17 protein-coding genes are annotated in these 18,100 nt (G+C 32.4%); 13 read left to right on the top strand and 4 right to left on the bottom strand.

Annotation, left to right across the window (positions count from 1 at the left end):
- The first annotated feature begins 257 nt into the window (after window positions 1-257).
- On the top strand, window positions 258-1,643 hold the full coding sequence (locus tag C1712_RS00695; protein WP_102265922.1) for an ATP-binding protein: 1,386 nt from the start codon (window positions 258-260) through the stop codon (window positions 1,641-1,643).
- A 417-nt stretch (window positions 1,644-2,060) separates the two neighbouring features.
- Here C1712_RS00695 and C1712_RS00690 read toward each other — a convergent pair whose 3' ends face one another.
- Window positions 2,061-3,344, bottom strand: a complete 1,284-nt coding sequence (locus C1712_RS00690) for an IS30 family transposase (protein ID WP_102265920.1) — start codon at window positions 3,342-3,344, stop codon at window positions 2,061-2,063.
- Between the two features lie 327 nt (window positions 3,345-3,671).
- On the opposite strand from C1712_RS00690, the gene C1712_RS00685 reads away from it, so the two are divergent.
- Genes C1712_RS00685 through C1712_RS00670 form a run of 4 tightly spaced genes read left to right on the top strand, consistent with a single transcriptional unit; the run spans window position 3,672 to window position 10,745 of the window.
- Window positions 3,672-4,829, top strand: coding sequence for a hypothetical protein (locus C1712_RS00685; protein ID WP_102265918.1), 1,158 nt, complete (start codon window positions 3,672-3,674; stop codon window positions 4,827-4,829).
- On the top strand, window positions 4,826-7,924 hold the full coding sequence (locus C1712_RS00680) for a DEAD/DEAH box helicase family protein (RefSeq protein WP_102265916.1): 3,099 nt from the start codon (window positions 4,826-4,828) through the stop codon (window positions 7,922-7,924). The genes C1712_RS00685 and C1712_RS00680 overlap by 4 nt, the downstream gene beginning before the upstream one ends.
- On the top strand, window positions 7,925-10,546 hold the full coding sequence (locus C1712_RS00675; RefSeq protein ID WP_102265914.1) for a pPIWI_RE module domain-containing protein: 2,622 nt from the start codon (window positions 7,925-7,927) through the stop codon (window positions 10,544-10,546). It abuts the gene before it with no gap.
- A 10-nt stretch (window positions 10,547-10,556) separates the two neighbouring features.
- The gene (locus tag C1712_RS00670; protein ID WP_102265912.1) at window positions 10,557-10,745 is read left to right on the top strand and encodes a hypothetical protein; all 189 of its coding nucleotides are present in this window, start codon (window positions 10,557-10,559) and stop codon (window positions 10,743-10,745) included.
- 114 nt (window positions 10,746-10,859) lie between these two features.
- On the opposite strand, the gene C1712_RS00665 is transcribed toward C1712_RS00670, so the two are convergent.
- Entirely contained in the window at window positions 10,860-11,756 is an 897-nt protein-coding gene (locus C1712_RS00665) for an IS3 family transposase (protein WP_245858030.1), read from the bottom strand.
- A 2-nt stretch (window positions 11,757-11,758) separates the two neighbouring features.
- Entirely contained in the window at window positions 11,759-12,475 is a 717-nt protein-coding gene (locus C1712_RS00660; RefSeq protein ID WP_102265908.1) for a helix-turn-helix domain-containing protein, read from the bottom strand.
- A gap of 69 nt (window positions 12,476-12,544) precedes the next feature.
- Here C1712_RS00660 and C1712_RS12845 point away from each other — a divergent pair, with 69 nt between their 5' ends.
- From C1712_RS12845 to C1712_RS00640, 7 genes are all read left to right on the top strand, one after another.
- The gene (locus tag C1712_RS12845; protein ID WP_219718819.1) at window positions 12,545-12,895 is read left to right on the top strand and encodes a hypothetical protein; all 351 of its coding nucleotides are present in this window, start codon (window positions 12,545-12,547) and stop codon (window positions 12,893-12,895) included.
- Between the two features lie 75 nt (window positions 12,896-12,970).
- Window positions 12,971-13,711, top strand: a complete 741-nt coding sequence (locus tag C1712_RS12840) for a DEAD/DEAH box helicase (protein ID WP_219718818.1) — start codon at window positions 12,971-12,973, stop codon at window positions 13,709-13,711.
- A 12-nt stretch (window positions 13,712-13,723) separates the two neighbouring features.
- A complete protein-coding gene (locus C1712_RS12835; RefSeq protein ID WP_219718817.1) occupies window positions 13,724-14,053 on the top strand; it encodes a phospholipase D-like domain-containing protein in 330 nt (109 codons plus the stop codon).
- Between the two features lie 139 nt (window positions 14,054-14,192).
- Complete coding sequence (locus C1712_RS12830; RefSeq protein ID WP_219718816.1) at window positions 14,193-14,366, top strand: phospholipase D-like domain-containing protein; 174 nt, start codon at window positions 14,193-14,195, stop codon at window positions 14,364-14,366.
- A 144-nt stretch (window positions 14,367-14,510) separates the two neighbouring features.
- Complete coding sequence (locus C1712_RS00650) at window positions 14,511-15,671, top strand: HipA domain-containing protein (protein ID WP_102265906.1); 1,161 nt, start codon at window positions 14,511-14,513, stop codon at window positions 15,669-15,671.
- 58 nt (window positions 15,672-15,729) lie between these two features.
- Entirely contained in the window at window positions 15,730-16,593 is an 864-nt protein-coding gene (locus C1712_RS00645; RefSeq protein WP_102265904.1) for a metallophosphoesterase family protein, read from the top strand.
- A 111-nt stretch (window positions 16,594-16,704) separates the two neighbouring features.
- Complete coding sequence (locus tag C1712_RS00640) at window positions 16,705-16,953, top strand: multidrug transporter (protein ID WP_219718815.1); 249 nt, start codon at window positions 16,705-16,707, stop codon at window positions 16,951-16,953.
- A gap of 151 nt (window positions 16,954-17,104) precedes the next feature.
- On the opposite strand, the gene C1712_RS00635 is transcribed toward C1712_RS00640, so the two are convergent.
- Window positions 17,105-17,530, bottom strand: a complete 426-nt coding sequence (locus C1712_RS00635) for a hypothetical protein (RefSeq protein ID WP_245858019.1) — start codon at window positions 17,528-17,530, stop codon at window positions 17,105-17,107.
- A 116-nt stretch (window positions 17,531-17,646) separates the two neighbouring features.
- Here C1712_RS00635 and C1712_RS00630 point away from each other — a divergent pair, with 116 nt between their 5' ends.
- Complete coding sequence (locus C1712_RS00630; RefSeq protein ID WP_102265902.1) at window positions 17,647-17,850, top strand: DUF378 domain-containing protein; 204 nt, start codon at window positions 17,647-17,649, stop codon at window positions 17,848-17,850.
- Window positions 17,851-18,100 lie beyond the last annotated feature (250 nt).

Below are 18,100 nucleotides of genomic sequence, written 5' to 3'. Positions count from 1 at the left end.
GATTGGATATTTTTGTGCATTCAAAAAATCTTACGATAAAAATGAAAATCATTATTTTTAGAAAAATGTGTAAAACGAATGCTAAAAAATACGGAAAAATGTGCGAAATTCATCTGAAAACTCAGAAAAATGTGTTTTTCTTATTAAATGGCTTATATGTACACTCGAGTGGATTATAAAAATAGGAGGATTATTGATATTTTTTATACTTTAGAGTATAATACTTTTGCGTATATAAATACGAACGGAGGAATCATATGTTAGGAAGAGTAGAAGAATTAACTTATTTAAATGAATTATACGAAAGTAGTAAGTTTGAATTTCTAGTAATGTATGGTAGAAGAAGAGTAGGGAAAACAACATTACTACAAGAATTCTCAAAGAATACAAATACAATCTTTTTTCCAGCACGTGAAAAAAACGATGCCTTAAATTTAGAAGACTTTTCAAAAACAATACAACTTCACTTCAACAAGCAATTTATTTCATCATTTAAAAGTTGGGAAGATGCTTTTTCTTATATCGGTAATAAGATACAGGATAGAACTGCACTTGTTATTGATGAATTTCCATATATCATTGAAGAAAATCCTTCTGTAAAATCACTCCTACAACACGCAATTGACCATAGCTGGAAGAATGAAAATATCTTTTTAATTCTTTGTGGCTCTTCAGTAAGTGTGATGGAAAATGAAATCATGGGAAGAAAAAGTCCATTACATGATCGTCAAACTGCTACTCTAGAAATCACACCTTTTGACTATTTAGAAAGTAGTAACTTCTTTCCTAACTATAGTAATGAAGATAAGCTAATTGCTTATGGCATTTTAGGTGGTATTCCAAGATATTTAGAAGCTTTTGATGCGAACAAATCAATTGAAGAAAATATAACATCTAAGATTATTCGAAATGGTGCTTATTTGCATGAAGAACCTGATAATTTATTAAAGGCAGAATTACGAGAAACAAATACGTATAATTCCATTCTTTCTGCAATATCAAACGGCAGAAATAGAATCATTGAAATTGCAGATTATATTCATGAGGATCAAACAAAAGTATCTAAATACTTATCCATACTTCAAACTTTACGTTTGATTGAAAAAAGGGTTCCATGTGGTGAAAGTGAAAAATCTAAAAAATCAATTTATGTCATCAAAGATAACTTCTTAAAGTTTTGGTTTCGATATGAATTTACAAATAATGCTTATTATGCAATGTTAGGACCAAAAGATGCTGCTAGTGAGATTATGAGCGATCTATCAAATTTAATGGGAGATGTTTTTGAAGGTATTTGCAAAGAATATCTAATTCACCAGGCAAAGAAAAGAAAACTTCCTTTTATTCCATTCTCTATAGGAAAATGGTGGGGAAACAATCCTGTAATAAAAGCACAAGATGATGTTGATGTCTTAGCAATTGATCGTAGTGGTAAAAAGGCAATTTTTATGGAGTGTAAGTTCACATCTAGCCCAATGCCTCTTGAAGAATATAACGACCTTGTAAATGCAACAAAAGCATTTCCTGATATTGAAGAAAAATATTTGTATTTTGTAAGCAAGTCAGGATATACAGAACCGGTGAAAAGGCAAGCTGAAATAGATGGCGCGGTTCTGTTAATAATTGATGATTTATTTTTATAAAGCTATAATTCTATTTTTAAATAATATCAAGTCATGTATTAAATATGCACAAGGTCTATTTACAAAATAAAGATAATAGTTATTATGGAAAAATATGATTATTAAAGTATTATTTTGTCGAGAAAATATTATTGCTGAAGTGAAAAGTTTATTTCCACTTTGAAAGAGCGGAAAAAATAAGTGGCAATTACTCTTACAAAACGAAGAAATTGCTACTTTTTTGTTCATTTAAGTAGAATTTAGTATTACAATAACAAAGGAAACAACAGGTTTATGGCATTGAATACTAATTTTTGGGCATAACGAAAAGAAGTGAATTTTAGTCGTTTTTTTAGGGAGTAAGACTAACTTCCACTTGAGATGTTGATATGGAAATCCGCTCAGCCGCCTGTTGTTTCTTTTAATTTTGTTGCTTACTTATTTGTTTTTTAATAAATACGGTTTTAAGATCACCTGATCCTTTGGGATCTGCTGAATACCAAAAGCACATAGCTTTTTATAAAGATCCGGATACAGAAACGCTGTCAGTTCAAGAGGACTTCTTCCGCCTAGGGATTCTTCAGGAGAAGAATCCACATGACAGAGGACCTTGTTCAATGAAGTCTGTCCGGTCAGCCCCAAGGCTTTCAAGTCTGTTCCTTTTGGGAGGATATAGCGCAGCTCGATATGTTTGTTTTCCAGCGTTCCTTTCTGTCCGGACTGCATAGGGTCACAATAATATACCCGTGTTCTCCTGGTCCCGTTAGCTCCGTTTTCCATGGCTTCGGCTGCTGAGAATTCGGATCCTCTGTCTGTGAGAATGATCTGGACATATTTTCGAAACAGTTCTTCCCCAAGGATAGACTCAAGCAGATTCACGCCTTTTAACATGGAGCGAGCAGTTTTTTCCTCATGATAGAGCGCAAAAAGAAGTCCTGTCTTTACAAACTTAAAAGTTTGGAGGAAAGGTCCGCTTTTTTCATCGTTATAGACAGTGTCCATCTGCACGATGAAGGCATCCGGATATTCAGAAAGGAAAGCCTTATAATCTTTATAGGTTCTTCCTGCCAGATATTTTCTATCAGTTCGTTTCTTGTAGCCCTTTGCTTTCTTTCTAGGGAGCTTTCGGGATACCTGTCGTCGCAGATCCATGACAGTAATACCGGCAACTTCATGGAAAACATCCTGTTCGATGTAATTGTAAAGGGTCTTTTCAGAAATCCCCAGTTCAGGATGGTTGGTGATGATCTGATAGGGGGAGTGACCCTGTTTCAGCAGGGGAGCGATGATGGCAGCCATAGTTTTGGCTTCCTGTACTGTCAGATTTACCCCTTCCCGGGAGCCAGACAAAGTGGCTCGGTAATCATGATGTGCTTGTTCCGGAGAATACCTATACTTGTCGAATCGGCAATGGGACCAGTTGGAGCAGCCATTACAGGCACCGGGGGAGCAATCTCGTCTGGAACAGCGGAAGGGGCCGTAATCGGGACAGTCGAGAGTACATTGTCTGCCGTGGAGACATTTACGGTAATGAATGCATTCCAGAGGGAGAGTGCATTTATAGGAGAGGATCCGATGAAGTTTGATCTCTTTAGCGACAGTGGACTTGTCTTTACCGATGGTCTGAGCAATGGCAGATTTGGAAGAGCCGTTAGTGATGCCGGTGAGGATGATGCGTCGTTCATCCAAAGTCAAATGTGAAAAAGCATTAGAATTTTTCATGATGGATACCAGCCTTTCCGGCGACTGTCGAACAGGATAAGTGTAAGACTAAATGAAACGGTTAGGGAAGTGGAAATAAGTGAAAGACTAAAATCTACTTTTCACTGCTCAAAGTGGAAATAAACTTTTCACTTCAGGGAAAATATTATTTTTCGAAAAAATGTTGACAATTCTTTAATATAACACTAAAATGAAAGCGTATTCGAAAAATTATATCAGCATTATAAAACACTGGTAGTTATATTGTTATTGTTTTTTTGTGAAACCATAAATTTGCTCGATATATTTTTCAGATATATTGAGCTTTTTCTTTTAAGGAGGATTCACATGAGCGATTTTACAGACAAATTTAGCGATATGATTTTTTTGGGAATCATCGGACTTCATCAAAGGCTTTTTTCAAACGAAGAGTGTGTTGATTTGAATGAGGATATTCCTGCACTGCGTAGGGCGTGTGCGAATGGTGCGTTTTTGAATTGTAAATTTGGTTTATATCAAAATGGTCAACACATACTACCTCAAACAGAATGGGAATTGTTTAATATATTTGAAATACCATTAGCTGAACTTATTGATCAATTACCTACTGAATATTCAAAAGAAATAAAAGAAGAAACAAAACTCTATTTCATCGAGGCTTTGGTCGAATGTATCGATACAGAGAAATGTAGGTTTGCTATTACAGATCAGGGATACTTTGTTATGTCTAATAATATCAAAATACGCAAATCTGTTAAAAATAAGAACCCATTAAGAGAGTATCATTCACAAAAAATAATCGAAAATATGTTTGAACAAGATTATGTTACTAAAAGACTTTTTCTTATAAATGAAGCAAATGTTTATATTCCTTGTAACAAAATTGACCAGACGGAAGAGCAAAAGAAGTTTATAGATTCATATGAAGATCTAGTTAAACTTTGCTATACAAAAAATAGCAGCAATAAAAATAAAATATATCTATGTAAGAATTGTGGAATGGTTCTTAAACAAGATGAATCAGGAAACTTTAAATGTATTACTAAAGAGTGTAATAAAAAGATTGATGAAAGAGAAGAAATAAATATATCTCAAGCTTTGATCATGAATGATTTTGTCGCAAAATGCATCTATCAACCGGGAATTTTAGAAAATAATATCAGAAATATATTAGATAAATTAAAAAAATCAAGTATTGTATTAGATTATGATATATATCCTGGAGAAAATCAATCTACTTATGATACATGGGATTTCAGAGTTAAGTTAGTAAATGAGAAGGTCTATTTAATTGATGCCAAAGATCATGAAAATGTTAATTATATCATTCATGATCGTATTCCTCATATGGAAGAAGGCTCTAAGTTACTATATGTTGTTCCAAATAAAAAACCCAAAAACTATTTAAAGAGAATTAATGAGCATTTTATTAAAAGAAAAGAAAATATAATATGTATAAGGTTGAATGAATTAGAAAAAGTATTACGAAAGGATATAGATATATGAGAAGTATAAAAGAAACAGCTAGAATAGTTAAGAATTCGATGGATCATCTATCATTGAGTCCGGAAAATTTCGTCAAAATTGAGATATTGTTCCGATTATGTGAAATAATAGGAATCAATGAACGCGTGAACCTTTTTTACACTCTTCTACAACAAAAAGATATAATTGTAGAAAATAATTATGATCGAAATAATTTTTTACTTTCAAATGCTAAAATTTTATTGAATTATCTCTCATATAGTAAAAACTATCATGATATATTAAAAGAATATACAATAAAAAGTAATCTTGAATATTGTTTATACAAAATTGAAGACAATAAAATTTTTCGTAATCCAACTCCACCAACTGTATATACTGAAAGAGTAAAAGATTATGATAAATTACTTAATACTAAAACAAATACTGATAGAACTCCTAAGCCAAAAGCCGATTACAACAATAACTATATAGTCAGTTATGACAGGAAATCGATCCCTTTACCAAAACTTGAAAAATTGAATAAAAAAGAAAATAAAATCACAGAACGAGAAAGAAAAAGAAGAAATATAGAAATTACAAAAGAAGAGTTATTATGCGCGGCAGATAAACTAGATGTTTTTGAGCACAAAAATTATAGAAGAAAAATTTTAGAAGATAATATATACTATACTCGAAAAGGAGAAAAACAAGCTATTGACTCCTATACTATAGATGGTGTTATTAATATGGCTGGTCAAGTAGGTTCTGGAAAATCAACTTTTGCAGATGCACTATCTGTTGCGATGATGGATAAAGAATTTCGTATCGTCATGATTCAACCAACGATCAATCAAGTTCTAGAAAAAGCAGAATTGTTTTCCTCAATGGGATATAATTGTATCCCTCTAATTGGAAATTCTAGTAAAAAAGACCATATAAATCATCAAATGAATGGAAAGGATTATTTACCTGAATATCAATCTTTCGTTTTGCAACAACCTTGTTTATTGAACGCATTACTTCCCAATGACAGTGTAACCTTTCAATATGGAAAAGAACCATGCTTTTCATTTACCAAAGCAAATGAAAAATACGAAAACATGGACGAAAAAAGGAATGTCAATAAAAAATATTATCTTTGCCCTTATTACGATATTTGTCCTAGAAACGAACAAGATAGAGAAATTAAAGCAGCAGATATTGTTATCACAACTTTAGAGGGTTTTTCCATGATTCGTTTTAGTGATAGTCGTGAAATTTTTATGAGTTATGCAATTAGAAATTTTGATTTAGTCATTATTGACGAAGTCGATAATGCTCTGTGTAAATTAGATTCTATTTTTTCTCCGGTATTGAAGGCAAATGAATATTTCACAAATAATACGAAAGAATATCGTGAAAAATTTGAACAAGGCTCTTTAAAATCGAAGATTGAAATTGACAATAATCAAAAAGAATTATATTGGAATCTCTACAGATTTCAAATTTTAATGGTTTCAATTGGTACAGATTTAAACGAAAATCTAACCGGTTGGTCAGACTCTACAATAAAAAGTTTTTCCGGATTTAGTTTATTACAAAAGCTAAAACGAGAAGAAAGAAAAAAAGATAAAAACACTTTATCAGATATATTTTGGGATTCATTATCTTCTTTCTTCAAATTTGCAGATCGTAATACAAGTTTATATCAATTATTGAAGACAGTAGAAAATTCAGATGTTAAGTTCTCCGATATTGAGAAAAATTTAGTGGATGCGATTGTTGAAAATAGTTTTACAACAAATAAAACGGAAAAACTCTCGCGAGAACAAATAGAAAATGAGATTAAAACAGAAATTGAAGATTTTAGTAATGAAATGAGAAAAAGATTACTTTTCTTATTAAAGGTAATCGCTTTTGAACAAGTGTATCATACTATTTCAATTTCTGTTGGAGAAATAAATGATCTTCCAATGGATTTACGAGAAATATTAAATCGTTCCTTTGTACAACAACAAAAGATTTTGCCTAGTTCGCCAATAGGAAATACATTATCTATTGAGTATAAAAGAGACGATGACTTATATATTAAAAAACAATTTGCTTTTGGACGCGCACTTGCTATGAAAATGCCTTATTTGGTTTTAGATGATGATGGTTCTTCTTTAGGTGCCAATGTTCTATTGCTGTCAGGAACCGGGTTTATCCCCGGATCTAATAAATTTCATGTGAGCGATACTGTTGATTACATTATTGAAGCAGAGCAAATAAAACGCGATTTTATCGCAAACTCTGAAATTATCAATTTAAGGAGCGAAACAAGAGTTTCAGGAATCTTTGATGATAAGAAAAAAGAGGATAATTTAAAAAAACTAATTAAAGAAAAATCAAATACATTCATAAAATGTGTAAGAAATGAGGAGAATATTCTTGTTATTGTTAATAGTTACGAGCAATGCAAAATAGCACAAGAAGAAATATCTAAAATTTTAAAAAATGAGCAGCCAAATTGTCATGTTTATCGCTTAAATCCGGATAGTGCAGAAATAGAAGATGAAGCACAAGCAGTAATTCAAAGAAGAGACATCACTTCTTTTAAAGAAGGTATTTTAGTCGCCCCTGCCTGTGTAATTGAAAGAGGCTTTAATATTGTTGATCCCCTAGGAAATGCAACATTTGATACTGTATTCTTTCTTGTCCGTCCGTTAAATGATCCAAGTGATTTTCAAATTCATGTGCAAAGAGTCAATGGATATATTATGAATAAGTTTTCTTCCAAAGGATATGAAAATTTAATAAATATCATTGAAGATATGAGAAAAGAAGCTTATGGAAAATATTCATTATTAAACTATCCTTCCTATAGTCTTTCAACATTACTAGATGAGGATAAAAAAGATATTGTTGCAAGTTTATTTGTTACAATCCAACAGATATTCGGTCGCTTGTGTAGGATTGGAGCTACACTGAAAAATAAGTATCCTAAAATATATTTTGTAGATGGAGCATTTAATGCTCCTGATCCAAATAGTTTTGACACTTTGAAAGAACTGGAAAAATATCTGGAAGAAATAATGGATGATGATAAAAATGGAATTGTTGCTAGAACATTATATGAGCCATTTTACGAAGCTCTGAAGAAAGGAGAAAAATAAATGCAAACACAAAAGAATTACATTATTCCGCTTGTAATAAAATTAGATAAAAAAATTCAAGCTGAAGTTTATTATTTAAAGCTGCCAAGTTCTATAAAAGAAAAATTGATCCATCTTGAAGAATTGTCTAAAAATGGAAATGGATTTTCTGGAAGATTTATAAAAGAATTTCACAATTTGCCTCTAAATTCTTTAAAGAATTTATTTATTTCATATTTTCCCGGAGTAGTAAATATGAAGCCTGTTAGATGGGGAGTAGATGATTCTCGTTGGATTGTTTCAACTCAAGAAATTGCTATAAATCTCGTTTGTAAAATTATAAAAGAATGGATTTCTGCATTTTATATTGAAGAGACAGAACTTGAACAAAAAAGGAATAACTCTGACAATGTCAAAAAATATGCTCAAAAAATCATAGATGAAATTAATCAAAAAGATTTTGAAAACTGTTCTTATAAAGAAACAGTTATCCTTTTTGATGAGGAAAAAGTTTGTGATAATGACGCATATTCCTTATTACCATTATTAGCAGTCAATCAATTGCGTAATACAGAGGTAATTGTTAATAACGAAAAATTACAATGGTTGTACTCCGGTAAAAACGAAATCGTAACTGATCCATGTATACATACTGAAAATGGTATAGAAATAAAGCCCTTCTCATTTGTTGCTAATTTTAGCGTTCAAACAATACCGCCTTCCAATGAACTATTTTTAAACATAAATTTATCCTCTCGAAGATGGATTACCGAAAACAAAAGTAAAAATACCCCGTATATTCCTGATAAAAAAAGTGTCTATTTGCGTACTATTGGTAATAAACTTCTACCATTGAGAGTAAAATATCAGTCTTCAAAAAGATGCGTAGACTGGCTTTATGCAGATAAAAATCGCTATAAAATTATATATGGGGAATTACACAAGGATCACAATTTTGAAAACATCATTACAGATCCCCAAAAATTTATGAGAGGTGTAGAAGGTTATGACGCTTATGTACCGTTTGAATACGGCATGAATGATGGAACTTCCAAAATGCATAATATGGACGCTGGAATCACCCATAATGATCGTTTACAACTATTCGAAGACATAAAAGAGAAATTAAGCTTATATTCAACAAAGAAAGAAAAATTACAGGCAGATAAGGTAGATAATAATTCTACCTATTGCAATTTGTATTTTGATGGTAATTTTGATATTTCAGATGAAGAAATGATTAGAGAAGAATTCATAAGTAATATAAAAGCTATACAGAATGATCGCAATCTATCATTTGAAGTATGGTATTCTTCTGGTTTAGAAATATTAAATGAGGAAATAGTAAATATATTAAAAAATCATTTCAAATATAGTGATGTTTTAATTCAATCTCATAGTTTAAATAATTTAGGAGATGCATTGGAATGCAGAAATCCTAAAAAAAATGACAATTTGGAAGGTTATAGTAGAAGGGTGAATGAAATACAAGAGCAAATTTCCATTTCTAAAAATGTTACCATGTCTATTATAATTATTCATAATCAAGACTTCTATAAAGATGAAGAGAACAATATCACTGCTACAAAGTTAGATCCGAAGAATGCATTAAGGACAGGCTTTGCATTGACAGGAAGGCTTACTCAATTTATCACTAAAGAATCATATGATGCAGTGGAGAAAAAGAAGGGAGAAAGATGTAATTTTGCTGTAAAAGGAGCTATTTTAGATGCTTATCGTCAATTAGGATTTTTAAATCCAATAAAACCTAAAATATCTAAATATAAACCATTGCCGTTATTAGTGGGTATTCATGTAATTAATTATAAAAAATTATTAAAAGGAATCAACACCCTGCCTTTTCCAATTATTCTTTCATGCGATCTTCAAAAAAAAGAAATCTATGTTGAAACGCAGATTATCTTAGTTCATAAATCAACAAAAGAAGAAAAAGTAGAAATGTTTAACTGCCCTTATTATGAGTTTCCTTTGAAACTAGTTCAACTTCTAAAGGAAGAAAGAAATCTAACAATAAAGCCTGATGATAAATTTATTATGAATTGGTTTGAAAATTTGGATTCAAAATGTTTGTATCATGTTTTCATTGAAGCTAATGGTACTACTAGAAAAATTATAAATGGTATTTCAAATAGAAACATTGAAAAAATGAACAAAACAGCTACTGAAGAAAAAAAAGAATTTATTATCAATGAAAAATTAAATTATACAATTAACTTAAGAAATCATAACAATATTAATCTTATCCGTATTCGAACAAATGATGAGGTCCCTGATTATGTTCCTATGTTTAGTCTAAATAAAAAAGAAAAAAAACGATTCAAAAGTGAACATGGTGCATTTAGGTTTGAAAGTGTTTTTTACTCATTAGCCGAAAAACCTTCGGGAGATGATAAATCGTTTTTATTAGAAAATAGTAAGCTTAATAGCAATGATGCTTTTTTGCATCGAAACATTATTGAAATTTATCCGATTCATAGAGCAAATCAATATTCAGAAAAAGAAAAAGACTGTGTATTAGATACTCATAATCTAAGAAAGATTTCCATTCAATATGAGAATAAAGAGACAATTCTTCCAATGATTTTGCATATTGCAAAAAAATTAGAAGAGTATTTGATTTGAGAGGTATAAAATGATATGGTTTTTAATTGATTATGAAAACATAAATGAAGCCGGATTAGTGGGAATAGAATTATTAAAAGATGATGATCAAATCATCGTATTCCATAATCCCAGCCAAAAGAAAAACATAGAAGAAGGCGTATTAAAGCAAGCGATAAATAAAAATATCGAAGTACAATTTGTAGAACTCATGAACTGATCCGGTCCCTGTCAAGAGGACACACAAAATAAATAAAATTTTTAGCCCAATTGGTATTATGCTGATTGGGCTTTTAACTTGTTCAGTGATTCCTTATACTTCGCTATTCTTGGATTAAATGCAATCGGATATAATCGGATATTGTTTAGGCTTTGTCATGTTCATGGCTTCCGCTCTTACTTCCATCGGTGTTTTTGAATGATAACGCGCCTGATAACGCTGCTGATTATAAAAATTGATATAGCTCCTAATCGCTTCTATTAAGATCCCTTTATCATATATCTCATACATTTGATACATCTCTGTCTTGATGATTCCCCATAATCCTTCTGTCACTCCATTATCTATGCAGCTCGCCACTCTTGACATCGATTGCTTCATTCCATATTCCTTTAGTTTATTTCGAAACATAGGACTTGTATATTGATATCCTCGATCTGAATGAAAGAGAGGATGTGCATCCGGATTTTGCAGAATCGCTTTATGAAAGGTATCTTGTACTAGTCTATTGTCCTTATGATTGCTAATAGCCCATGCGATAATGGTACGATCATACAAATCCAAAAAGGCACAAAGATATATCTTTTCTGTTGAATGAGGTACTTTGAATTCTGTTACATCTGTCGTCCTTTTTTCATTCGGTGCTGATGCTTCAAAATTGCGATGCAATAGATTTTCCACTTTCTGATCTGCCTTATTCGATACGGTACAACCAATTCTGATTCTTCTTATCTTTGCGTGAATACCAAGAATATTCATGATCCTATGAATATGTTTTATATTATAGTTCTTATTGCAGTTACGGTTGATGAACATACGCATTCTTCTATATCCTAGGATCCCTCCATACTTCTGATGGTACTTCTTTATGATTCCTGCTAATTCCATATCTTCCTGTTCATTCTCAGGAATCGTTCGATTTATCCATTTATAGTAGGCAGAACATAAAACACCCAATTGCTTGCACATCCACTGGATACTATAATTCCTTTCCTCATGAAGTTCTTTAATTGCTAAGTATTTTGCTTCGTTTTTTGTTTTGGAGAATACCGCCTCCTTTCGATTTCCTGTACTTTTTTTAATAGTTCATTCTCCATTTCCTTTTCTTTCAATTGCTTTTCAAGTATCTTTACTTTGCGTTGTAGAATTTCCGTTTCACTTAATTGTTCCTCACTCTTGCGTATTCTGCGTTTGTCGATCAGTCCTTCTTTTCCTGTATCTAAATACTTGTTTACCCATTGATACACCTGTGTATAGGATACATCAAATATTTCTGCTGTTCCTTTGTAATTCTTATTGTGGGCTAAGCAATGATCCACAATTTCCATTCGTTCTTCATAAGTTGTTTTTCTACTGTGTTTTTTCATATAAAACTCCGGCTTAGGATCATAGTCCTTAAGTTCTTCAAGGTTATTATACTTGATTATCCAATTTCGCACAGTAGAATATGCAGGTATATTGTATTTAACGGAAAGCGATTCTGGTGTTCCTTCTCCTCGCAAATAGGCTTCGACTACTTCTTGTTTGAATTGCTTTGTATATTTTTGGTTATGTGCTTTTGGTTGAAAAACGATTGATCTATATCTTTGATACTTGTTTATCCATCTTCTTATCGTTTCTTTACTGATTCCACTTTCACTTACGAGTTCCCTCATGCTTTTTGTTCGGCTTAAATATTGTTCACATATATTCACTTTTTCTTCTACTGATATTTTTGGTTTCCTTCTCATAGAAAATCCCACCTCCATAGACACGCTTTTGTTTTATTTGTGTGTCTACTTTAGTGGGATCATATCGAAATGGCTGCCTTCAGCAACCCCATCTTCTATAAAAATCAAGCTATGGGACTCTCCAATTTTGATCAGGCCCGTTATATTTATCTTGGTAAAGATATGAATGGATATATCCGTATTCCCAGAGGATTGTTTGATGATCTAATGAGTCGTTGCCATAGTGAAAACATAAAAATAGATCTTCAAGACAAACGCTGCCAAGGAAGGCAAATACGCGTAACCTTTAAAGGCCAATTAAAATCTTCACAAGTTTCCGCCATCGAAGTAATGGAGAAAAAAGACAACGGTATCCTTCATGCTGCCACGGCTTTTGGGAAAACAGTTGTTTGCTGCGATATGATTACCAGAAAAAAGTGAATACGCTTATACTCATACAATCTTCCGCGCTTATCGAGCAATGGGAAAATGCCTTAACCCGCTTTTTAAGTATTGATGAAGCACTCACAACCTACACAACACCTTCATGAAGAAATAAAGACAAGGAAAAGTTTAATTGGTAAAATACATGGCTCTCATGATTCTTCCACCGGCATTATTGATATTGCCATGGCTGGTTCATTATGCAAAAAGGGAGAATTTCACCCAAAATTGAAAGAATATGGAATGGTTATTTTAGATGAATGTCATCACGCAGCTTCCAATACTATTGTTGATATTCTTGAAAAAGTAAAAGCACGATATGTATATGGTGTTACAGCAACCCCTTTCCGCGGAGATGGCTTAGAAAAAATCTACTTTATGCTGTTAGGACCTATTCGCTATAAATACACCTCCAAAGAAAGAGCTAAGGAGCAAGGTATCGCCCATTGGATTTATCCAAGATTTACAAGATCCGTAGCACCTAGATTTAATCATGAGAAGATGCACCCTAATGAAGCCTATGCTATTTTAAGAGAGAATCCTGATCGTGATGATATGATCGTTAAAGATGTAAAGCGATGTATCGATTCGGGTCACCCTCCGGTTATTCTCTCCAAATATGTTGATCACTCTCAAAAACTCTTTCATCGCTTAAAAGGCTATGCCGATCATATATTCTTATTATCCGGAAAAAATTCTAAAAAGGAACATAAAGAAATCCTCAAACAAATGAATCAGATTTCTAAAGAGGAAAGTATGATTTTAGTTGCGACTGGAAGTTTAATTGGTGAAGGCATCGACTTTTCACGATAAGATACGCTAATCATGGCAACTCCGGTGGCATGGAAAAGTGTTGTCGAGCAATACGCGGGACGCTTGAATCGCGATTATGAAGGAAAAGAAGATGTAATTATTTATGATTATGTGGACGGTCATATTCCAATGTTTGAAAATATGTACCATAAACGATTGAAGGCATATAAACAAATCGGTTACGCCATTTGCACAGAAGAAAACTACTCTCAAATGAATAGTCCTCTTAATTCTATTTATGATATTGACCAATACTTCGATGTTTATCAAAACGACTCGCTTACAGCTAAAAACGAAGTAATTATATCCCAGCCCAAGAATCAGCACTCAAAAAGTAAATGATCTTATTCACCTACTTAGTGAAAAGCAAGCCGAAGGATTAAAGGTTGTAATCGTTACATGGAAGCCTGATGAATATCATTTTGGTGATACGTCCTATTGGCTCCAGCTTCATGAGCGAATGCGTAATGCCGGTTTTCACATGAATTTAATGGAGGATTATTGTGAACGCTATTGTATCATTGATAGAAATATTGTGTGGTATGGCAGTACAAATTTATTGGAAAAAGAAGATGCTGAGGATAATCTCATGCGTGTGTGCAGTGAAAGTATTGCCGCGGAGCTATTAGAATTAACCTTCGGTAAAGAGAATTAAGCCAAGGGTGTGGAAATCTAAAAAAAAACATCTTTTGCAGTAGCTTTCTGATATATTCCTATTTATATCTCTCATTTGTGATCATGATGAAAGAATATCAAAGATATGTTATAATGATGCCATAAGTAGAAAGGAGCAGGTAAAATGAACTATATTCTTATGAACAAAAACATTGAAGTTTTAGAGTTTTCATACGATAACGAAACACATACAGTTGCAAAAATCAATCGTGTCATTCATCCTGACTATGCTCCTTTAGGAATCATTGAATACAAAACAGGTATCACTAGAAAAGCATTGAATAACTGGTGGAAAGATCGTTCCATCCCTGCCTCTAGAAGCAGATTTAATGAAGTAATGGCAGAAATGGATATTCATTCTTCTGTAGAATTGCTTGAAAGATGCTTTGGTCTTAGTTTAAGTGATCAATATTGGATTAAAGAAGAAAATTCTAAAATTGAGTGGAATGATATTAATTTTTTTGAAAATGATTTTAGTGAAGATATGGGAAAACTGTTAATGGGACAGATTCATTATTCTGATGATTTAGATATTTTTAGCCCAGATAACTCTAGTGATGGAAACTTGAAAAAGAAATGGAAAATCATAAACAATACTCGTTATCTTATCAAAGGTGGAAATAGTTTCAATAATCAAGAACCTTTTAACGAAATCATCGCAACAAAGCTATATAAAAGAATACTTAAGAACGAAGACTATGTTCCTTATGAATTAATTCAAGAAAATGGTATGTATTATTCTGCTTGCCCTACGATGGTAAATACAAATGAAGAGCTAGTATCTGCTTATTATATTGATCGTATTATCAAGCAAAGAGGAAACGATTCTTTATACATTCATTTTTTAGAAGCATGTAACTCTCTTAATATACCAAATGCCAAGTTACAAATTGATAAAATGATTGTATGTGACTATATTATTGCAAATTATGATCGTCATTATCGTAACTTTGGGGCAATCAGAAATGTGGACACACTGGAATGGATTGGAATTGCCCCTATATTTGACAGTGGAAGTTGTTTATGGGCTACACAGCCAACAACTGCAATTGGAAGTATATACAAATCTAAACCATTTAAACCTTATCCAGATGAACAGTTAGAATTAGTGGATGATTTGTCTTGGCTGGACGCATCAAAACTTGAAGGATTTGAAAAAGAAGTAGAAGAAATACTTAAAATAAATCCACTAATGGATGAGACAAGAATTCAAGAAATTGTTCAACAAATCAATCTAAGAATTGGTAAAGTTATTGATAGAAAAAAGCAATTGGAGAAATGCTAAAAATTTGGGAGGATTCAAGTCCTTCCTTTTATTAAAATGAGGAAAGGAGTAACTGAAAATGAAAATTTTATATGTTACAGATTTACATGGAGATAAAGATAAATATAAAAAAATATTAGAAGTTGCAATAAATAAAGACATTCATGTTATTGTTAATGGCGGAGATATGCTTCCAAAGCAATGTAATAGACATGAAGAACAACCATTATTTATCAAAGGTTTTTTAAATGATTATTTCAAAGAACTGAAAGACCATCAAATTAGTTATCTTTGTATGCTTGGTAATGATGACTTGCAAGCTTTAGATGAGATGTTTGATAGTGTATGTGGAAAATATGATAATATTTATAACATAGCTGGTAAAAAAGTGATAATTAATGATTATGAATTTATTGGTATGAACTATATTTTAGATCACCCATTTGGATGCAAAGACAGAGTAATCACAGAGAAAGATTATATTCCTCAACAACAGTTAAGTCCTGTGGTAGGAATATCTAATATGTATGGATATAATAAAATTTATGATTGGTTAGTATATTCTCTAGCAGAATTACCACATATGAGTGATGTTTTAAATAACCTACCCACATCTATAAATCCAAGAAAAACTGTTTATGTAATGCACATGCCTCCAGCAAATTTACAATTAGGACAATTGTTATATCAAGATTTGGATATTGGTTCAGTTGATATTTATAATTTCTTAAAAGAAAAACAACCACTGTTGTCCTTACATGGACATATTCATGAATGCCCTGATACACAAAAGGGTAAATGGATGAATTATATTGATGAGACGACATGTGTCCAGCCAGGACAAACAGAACTTTATGATATGTTAATGACTTATGTGGAAATAGACTTATTGAATAAAGAATACGAACGCAACGTTATTTTGATAAAAGAATTGGATGAATAAAATAATAAAATCAAAATTATTTGTAGGAAAGGGAAATGAAATTATGTATGAAGTAAATGAGAAAGATTGGAAAATTCTTAGAAAAAAGTACCGGTTTGGCAAGAAAATTATATGGCAAAATTAAATAAGGAATATATCGAAATACTTCAAAGAGATGAATCGGCAGCTAGAAATTTCTGGGATCTGGAAAATAGAATCTTCAAAGATAGAATAAAAATTGGTGTAGTGATTGATATGCGAAGATCTAGAATGATAGTAAACATTTTAGAATTATTACATGATAAAGTCATTGAGTTGAATGATTTAGATGAATTTAGCGATGAGTTAAAAGAAACCATTAAATGTTTTATTTCAAAATAATAATTTAGATTTACAGCACTTTCATAATTAAAATGTGCTGTTTTTATTCTCACTTTTTATATTTCTTCAAAAAGTGGAATAGATTTATATGGATCACTCTAATTTATAAAAAAATTTCTGATAGAGGCCCCAAAATCTCTACTTTATTATTTTAAGTAGAACTCCGTTTCCTTAACAGTAGATGGTACCACGTTGGTGTTAAACTCTGCGGTTCCACATAGCTCCACACCCCTAAGTTATAAGCCGTCTGCCATAAACGATTGCGCTGCGTGCTTGACAAAGCCTGTCCGGCATCAAATGCCAATCCCGCATAATGCTGCGACTGCTGCCCATGGCCGCCTTCCCAAATCCGCTTAAACGCATAGCGCATCGGGATCGGCGCATTAAACGATCGTCTGGTCGCATTCCAGCTTTCCATCGCCGCATTCGTCGTCCACAAGACATTGCTCTTAGATGAACCTCTAAATTCACGCACCAGCAGCGTTCGATTATACGCATAAGGCATCGGTTCATTTTCTCCACGGTCATAAATCTCCAGTACCTGCGTATAAACATTGTAAACAATGATTTTTGCCATGTGATTTCTCCTTTCCCTGTATCCTATGCCTGCTATAAAACGCTCGCCGGGCTTTTACCTATGATCGATGAATAAATTTCCATCATTGTCCCATACTAGAAGCAGGAGGGCAGAATATGAAAGTTATCAATGGCATTGCACTGTTGCTTGCGTCAGTCGGCGCAATTAACTGGGGCCTGATCGGCATATTTGACTTTAATCTAGTCACATTTCTGTTCGGCAGCGGCAGCTTCTTGACAACAGTAACCTATGTGCTGATCGGTATTTGCGGCATCTACAGCTTATGCTTAATTCCACAAGTAACCCACAGTGACTATTAACATCAGTTCCTCACAACTGATGTTTTTTATTGCAAAAGGAAGCGATTAACGATCACTGCCGCCATAAATAACACACAATAAGTGTAATAAGAGCCATAATTTATGAAATTGATAGTCTTTTTTATCATTTTACACCAATTTGATCAAATAGATCCGATGACGAATAAAATAGAAAATAAGAGCATGCAATCACATAGCGGACAGAAAAAACGGATCTGCTTTTATGGACATAGAGACAAGAAAACACTGG

Source organism: Massilicoli timonensis, from assembly GCF_900199515.1.
Classification (GTDB): Bacteria; Bacillota_I; Bacilli_A; order Erysipelotrichales; family Erysipelotrichaceae; genus Massilicoli; species Massilicoli timonensis.
The sequence above is the reverse complement of the archived record's forward strand: the minus strand, read 5'-3'. Positions and strand labels throughout refer to the sequence as shown.

Bases quoted from the DNA above. Each gene is read 5' to 3' on its own strand.
- C1712_RS00670 (WP_102265912.1), top strand. From the start codon at position 10,557: ATGATATGGTTTTTAATTGATTATGAAAACATAAATGAAGCCGGATTA.
- C1712_RS12845 (WP_219718819.1), top strand. From the start codon at position 12,545: ATGGCTGCCTTCAGCAACCCCATCTTCTATAAAAATCAAGCTATGGGA.
- C1712_RS00635 (WP_245858019.1), bottom strand. From the start codon at position 17,530: ATGGCAAAAATCATTGTTTACAATGTTTATACGCAGGTACTGGAGATT.
- C1712_RS00685 (WP_102265918.1), top strand. From the start codon at position 3,672: ATGAGCGATTTTACAGACAAATTTAGCGATATGATTTTTTTGGGAATC.
- C1712_RS12830 (WP_219718816.1), top strand. From the start codon at position 14,193: ATGAATTTAATGGAGGATTATTGTGAACGCTATTGTATCATTGATAGA.
- C1712_RS00660 (WP_102265908.1), bottom strand. From the start codon at position 12,475: ATGAGAAGGAAACCAAAAATATCAGTAGAAGAAAAAGTGAATATATGT.
- C1712_RS00680 (WP_102265916.1), top strand. From the start codon at position 4,826: ATGAGAAGTATAAAAGAAACAGCTAGAATAGTTAAGAATTCGATGGAT.
- C1712_RS00695 (WP_102265922.1), top strand. From the start codon at position 258: ATGTTAGGAAGAGTAGAAGAATTAACTTATTTAAATGAATTATACGAA.
- C1712_RS00675 (WP_102265914.1), top strand. From the start codon at position 7,925: ATGCAAACACAAAAGAATTACATTATTCCGCTTGTAATAAAATTAGAT.
- C1712_RS00630 (WP_102265902.1), top strand. From the start codon at position 17,647: ATGAAAGTTATCAATGGCATTGCACTGTTGCTTGCGTCAGTCGGCGCA.
- C1712_RS12840 (WP_219718818.1), top strand. From the start codon at position 12,971: ATGAAGCACTCACAACCTACACAACACCTTCATGAAGAAATAAAGACA.
- C1712_RS00690 (WP_102265920.1), bottom strand. From the start codon at position 3,344: ATGAAAAATTCTAATGCTTTTTCACATTTGACTTTGGATGAACGACGC.
- C1712_RS12835 (WP_219718817.1), top strand. From the start codon at position 13,724: ATGGCAACTCCGGTGGCATGGAAAAGTGTTGTCGAGCAATACGCGGGA.
- C1712_RS00640 (WP_219718815.1), top strand. From the start codon at position 16,705: ATGGCAAAATTAAATAAGGAATATATCGAAATACTTCAAAGAGATGAA.
- C1712_RS00650 (WP_102265906.1), top strand. From the start codon at position 14,511: ATGAACTATATTCTTATGAACAAAAACATTGAAGTTTTAGAGTTTTCA.
- C1712_RS00645 (WP_102265904.1), top strand. From the start codon at position 15,730: ATGAAAATTTTATATGTTACAGATTTACATGGAGATAAAGATAAATAT.